General features: G+C 72.5%; 5 protein-coding genes. 3 read left to right on the top strand and 2 right to left on the bottom strand.

The annotated features are described in order from the left end of the window. Positions 1–210: 210 nt before the first annotated feature. Complete coding sequence (locus tag C1I97_RS30935) at positions 211–960, top strand: PaaX family transcriptional regulator C-terminal domain-containing protein (protein WP_111006385.1); 750 nt, start codon at positions 211–213, stop codon at positions 958–960. A 94-nt stretch (positions 961–1,054) separates the two neighbouring features. On the opposite strand, the gene C1I97_RS30930 is transcribed toward C1I97_RS30935, so the two are convergent. Together C1I97_RS30930 and C1I97_RS30925 are read right to left on the bottom strand one after the other, a co-directional pair. Beyond that, positions 1,055–1,861, bottom strand: coding sequence for a pectate lyase (locus C1I97_RS30930; RefSeq protein ID WP_111006384.1), 807 nt, complete (start codon positions 1,859–1,861; stop codon positions 1,055–1,057). A gap of 43 nt (positions 1,862–1,904) precedes the next feature. Beyond that, positions 1,905–2,879: a pectate lyase family protein gene (locus tag C1I97_RS30925; protein WP_111006383.1), complete on the bottom strand. Its 975-nt coding sequence runs from the start codon at positions 2,877–2,879 to the stop codon at positions 1,905–1,907. Positions 2,880–3,180: 301 nt separating this feature from the next. Here C1I97_RS30925 and C1I97_RS30920 point away from each other — a divergent pair, with 301 nt between their 5' ends. Both C1I97_RS30920 and C1I97_RS41965 read left to right on the top strand, forming a co-directional pair. Continuing rightward, positions 3,181–4,539, top strand: coding sequence for an SGNH/GDSL hydrolase family protein (locus tag C1I97_RS30920; protein ID WP_111006382.1), 1,359 nt, complete (start codon positions 3,181–3,183; stop codon positions 4,537–4,539). A gap of 155 nt (positions 4,540–4,694) precedes the next feature. Beyond that, positions 4,695–5,200, top strand: a 506-nt coding sequence (locus tag C1I97_RS41965; protein WP_258382816.1) for a hypothetical protein, incomplete at its 3' end; no start/stop codon positions are given.

Genomic DNA, 5,200 nt, shown 5'->3' with positions numbered 1-5,200 from the left:
CCGTACGACGCGTCCGAGGACGCGGCGCAGCCCCTCCAGCAGCGCCGCGTCCTCGGACGCGTCGTACGGAGCCAGGGGAGGGGCCTGGTTGGTGACGGCGTGGAGAGAGGACGACGGTGCGTGCGCGAGTGTCGAGGCCATGCGACCCATGTTGCACTGTCTCTGCGGTTGCAGCAATACTGCAGCAAGGCGGAAGTACAGTACGGGACCATGAACGCGCCCCCGGAGCCCACCGGAGTCGACCTGCGCCCGCTGTCCGCGCGGTCGGTCGTCCTGAGTCTGCTGCTGGGCACGCACCCTCCCGAACTGCCCGTGAAGGACCTCGTGCGGGCCGTCGAACCCTTCGGAGTCGGCGGATCCACCCTGCGGGCGGCGCTGAGCCGGATGGTGGCCGCCGGCGACCTGCGGCGCTCGGACACCGTCTACGGCCTCAGCGACCGGCTGCTGGAGCGCCAGCGGCGCCAGGACGCGGCCGTGCACCCCGCCACGCGGCCCTGGGGCGGGGAGTGGGAGATGGCCGTGGTGACCGCGACCGGCCGCGGGCCCGCCGAACGGGCCGGACTGCGTGCCCGGCTGACCGCCCTGAGGCTCGCCGAACTCCGCGAGGGCGTCTGGCTGCGCCCCGCCAACCTGCGCCGTCCCTGGCCCGGCGACCTGGACCGGGTGACCCGGCGCTTCACCGCCCGGCCCGAGGAGCCCGACCCCGGCCTGGCCGCGAGCCTGTGGCCGCTCGACGGCTGGGCGACAGCCGCCCGGGCGCTGCTCGCCCACGTGGCGCGCGCGGACCGGCCGGCCGACCGCTTCACCGCCCTCGCGGCCGTCGTACGGCACCTGCTGGCCGACCCCGTCCTGCCCGCACCGCTGCTGCCCGCGGACTGGCCCGGCCCGGCGCTGCGCGCCGCGTACACCGACTACCGGCGGGAGCTGACCGAGGAGATGCTCGGCCGCGCGAGGCGATGAACCACGCGAGGCGATGAGCGGACGACGGCGGCGTGCGACGGCGGCGCGCGACGCCCGGGGGACGTCGCGCGCCGCCGCCCTCATCGCGAGGGGATCACTTGTACGTGATGTCGGACGCCGAGTACTTGCAGTAGGTGCCGTCGGCGTCCGTGCCGTTCGTGCTGGGCTCCTTGCCCGTGTTGTTCCCGATGTACTTCTGGCAGGGGATGATCTTCTTGCTGGAGTCCCCGACGATGGTGATCTTCTTCAGGGACGCGCTGTCGCCGTAGTTGGTGTTGATGCCGACGAGCCGGCTGCCCTTGTAGGTCGCCTCGATGGTGTTGAGGTTGATCGTCCGCTTGTACTGCGTCTTGCAGTTGCCGCAACTGCGGACGAAGGTGCCGAAGTTCTGCACCGCGAAGTTCGAGACGTTCAGCGTGCCGGCGCCGTTGAACTGGAAGACCTTGTCGCTGGCCTCCTTCGCGCCGCCGCCGGAGACGGTGTAGACGTTGGAGGACGAGGAGCCCAGGAACGTCGCCGCGTCCTCGCCGACGTCCTCCCACCAGACGTTCTGCAGGGTGCAGCTGCCCAGGCAGTGGATGCCGTCGGCGGCGGGGGCGCCGATGATGACGTTCTTCAGGACGGTGCCGGTGGTCAGTTCCAGGATCGGCTTCTGGTTCTCGTCCTGGCCGCCGGTGCCCAGGGCTCCGCTGCCGTACAGGCGCTTCATCCCGTAGTCCTTGGTGCCCGACACGGAGATGGTGGAGGTGACGGCCTGGCTGCCGTTGGCGGTGGGCCAGGTGGCGGCACTCGCCGGGGACAGTGCCCCTCCTGTCGTGATCATGACAACCGAGAGGCCGAGTGCGGCCAGGCCTCCGGTCAGTGCGCGCCGTCGCACGCGCGGTCGTGCTGCAGCAGTCATGTCCCGTTTCCTTCTGTGCGATGGGTTGGTGGGTGAGCGGCTGTCAGATCTTCCCGGCGCCCGCGCCGGCGGTCACCGAGGAGGCCACGCTCGAGGCGGCCTCGGCGCTGTAGCCGTACGGCGGGCTGGTGAAGCTGCCCGACTGCGAGATCTCGGTGGTGGCCCCGCCGAGGTCGTTGCCGCGCAGGTTGGCGTAGCCGTCCGTTTCGCTGTCCCGGTTGGTGGTGACGGCGACCTTGGTGCTGCGGAAGACGTTGTTCTCGACGAGCATCTGCGCGCCCATGCGCGAGTGCACGGCGGTGTCGGCGCCCACGACGTAGTTGTCGTAGAAGTGCCCGGTGCCGAAACGCAGGCTCGGGATGCGGGAGTTGACGTTGTTGAACCAGTTGTGGTGGTACGTCACCCGCAGGTGCCCGGTGTCCTCGCTCGCGTTGCTGTCGCTGTGCCCGGCCAGTGAGCCCTTGTAGTGGTCCTTGAAGGTGTTCCAGGACACCGTGACGTAGTCGGAGGCGTGCGTGATGTCGAGCAGGCCGTCGTAGTAGTCCTTGCCGTGGTCGCGGTCGGAGGACAGGGAGTTGTGGTCGATCCACACCTTGGTCGAGCCCTGGACGGTGATCGCGTCCGTTCCGACGGCCTTGCTGATGTTGAGGTTGCGGAGGACGACGTTGCCGACGTTCTTCAGCCGCAGCCCGCCGCCGGTGAACCCGGACGACGAACCGACGCCCAGCACCGTGGTGTTGGCGCCGATGTCGACCTGACCGCTCAGCGGGATCGTGCCGCTGACCTTGACCACCTTGGCCGTGCTGCCGGCCACGGCCGACTTGAAGGCGCTGAGCGTCGAGACGGTCACCGCCGAGGCGCTGCCGCCGCCGGTCGTGCCGGCGCCGAACCCGACCGGCGAGCTCTCGGCGGCCCCGGCCTGCTGGGGCAGAGCGAGCACCGCGACCGTGGCGGCAGCGGCGACGGCCGCCGCGAGCGCCGACCGTCGCGCGTGTGTACGTGGGGGGCGAGTACGCATGCGGGTGTGTCCCTTCAGGAGGACGAGGGGGGTCGTATACGTGAATGACGTACGCCTTGCAGAACGCCGCGCGCGGACAACGTGGCCCAAGGGGCCGGGAGGGGCGCCCTTGGGTCACGCTGCTGAACGGACCGTAGGGTGAAAGCGCTTTCTAGTCAACGCCTCGCGCAGCCCGTGCCCGGTCGGCGCCGAAGGGTGGCGAAGGCTGTTCGGCCATTGCTGTGGGAGCGGTTCCATGAGAAGGCGTGTGCATGCCACCATGCCAGGCGCCCGCACCCGCGCAGACGCACCGGAGGACGCCATGACCCCGCCCGTGAGTCCACCAGCCATCCCGTCCGGGAGAACCAGGCTCGCCGGCCTGGTCACCGCCTGCGTCCTGGCGCTGGCGTTTCTCGTCACCGTCTCCGCCGTCACCGCGCTCGCGCAGCGGCCGGACCGCGCGCCCGCCGCCGGACGGCCGCCGGCCGCACCCCAGCAGCACTGGGTGAACACCTGGACGGCGATGCCCCAGCTCACCGAACCGGGCAACCTGCCGCCGGCACCCTTCACCGGCGACGGAGCCGTTCTGGTCGACACCACGCTCCGCCAGACCCTGCGCGTCTCCACCGGCGGCCACCGCGTCCGGCTGCGCTTCTCCAACGCCTTCGGCGACACCCCGCTGCCCCTCACCGCCGTGACGGTGGCGCTCCCGCTCCACGGCAAGGCCGGCGTCAGCGCCGTGGAGCCCCGTACGACCCGGCGGGTGACGTTCTCCGGGCGGGCGTCGGCGACCGTGCCCGCCGGGGCCCAGGTCGTCTCCGACCCGCTGGACCTCGAACTGCGCCCCGCGTCCAACCTCACCGTGACGGCGTACCTGGCCGACGGTCAGCGTTCCCTCGCCCTCACCTCGCACCCGGGTTCGCGCACGACGTCGTACCTCGTCCACGGCGACCACACCCGGGACACCGACCTGCCCGGGGCGACGCCGGTCGACCACTGGTACCTGATCAGCGACGTCGAGGTGCGGGCCGACGCCTCGACCGAGGCCGTCGCCGTCGTGGGCGACTCGCTCACCGACGGGCGGGGCTCCACCACCAACGCCAACAACCGCTGGCCCGACCGGCTCCACGACCGGCTGCGCTCCCACCGCGCCACGGCGCACGTCGCCGTCCTGAACCAGGCCGCAGGCGGCAACCGCGTCCTCCAGGACGGCCTCGGCCCCAACGTCCTCGCCCGCCTCGACCGCGACGTCCTCGCCCGCAGCGGGGTCGCCTGGCTGATCGTCTTCGAAGGCGTCAACGACATCGGCACCGCCGACGCCACCCCGGCCGCCCAGCGCCGGGTCACCGACGACCTGATCGCCGCCTACCGGCAGATCGTCGTCCGTGCCCACGCCCAGGGCATCCGCGTCCACGGCGCCACCCTGCTGCCCTTCGGCGGCAACACCTCCTACGACGACCCGGCGGGCGAGCGGGAGAAGTCCCGGCAGGCCGTCAACACGTGGATCCGTACGCGCGGGAACTTCGACGCGGTGATCGACTTCGACCGCGCCGTCCGCGACCCCGCGGAGCCGGGCCGGCTGCGGCCGGCGCTGCACGACGGGGACTGGCTGCACCTCAACCCGGAGGGCTACCGGATCCTCGCCGACGCCGTCCCCGCGGGGCTGTTCCGCCGGCCCTGACCCGGGCCCGGGGCCCCTGCGACGCCACGCGGCGACGGACGGAGTCCGGTGGCGGGGACGCGGTCGGTGACGTTCCCTGAGAGAGACGGGATGACCAGCGCGGTTACGGGCACCCGAGGGGCACGCAGGACGATCTCACCCCCGCGAGGAGAGTCATGGCTGAGCAGAAGTCGTCGTCGGCCCTTGCGGCGCCACTCCACGGCGCGGCCGCGGTGCTGCGCAAGGTGCCGGGCGCCGGGGTGGTGAGCAGGGCCGCGCAGGAAACGCTGGACAAGGTCGGCGCCGTATCGCCGCGCAGGCGGCGGATCGCCGTCTACACCGGGGCAGGAGTGCTCGGTGTCGCCGGCGTGGTGGAGTGGCCCGTCGCGCTCACCGGCGCGGCGGTGGCCTGGCTCACCCAACCCCGCCCCGAACACCCCGCCGGCGACTGGCAGAAGACCCTGGAGCGGACACCGGCCACGGGCATGAAGCCCGAGGACACCGCGCCCGGCACGGGCGTCACGGCCCGGGACACCGCCCCGGACACCGCCGCGGCGGCGAACGCGGTACCGGAGGGCGGCACGGCCGCCCGGACCACCGCCCCGGACACGGCACCCACGGCCCGGGACACCGCCGCCACGCCCCAGCAGCCCGCGAGGGAGCGCGCCGCGGCGGCCCGGGA

Origin of the sequence: Streptomyces sp. NTH33 (assembly GCF_003236365.1) — a bacterium.
In the GTDB taxonomy this organism is placed as follows: domain Bacteria; phylum Actinomycetota; class Actinomycetes; order Streptomycetales; family Streptomycetaceae; genus Streptomyces.
This window is presented reverse-complemented; position numbering and strand designations above follow the sequence as displayed.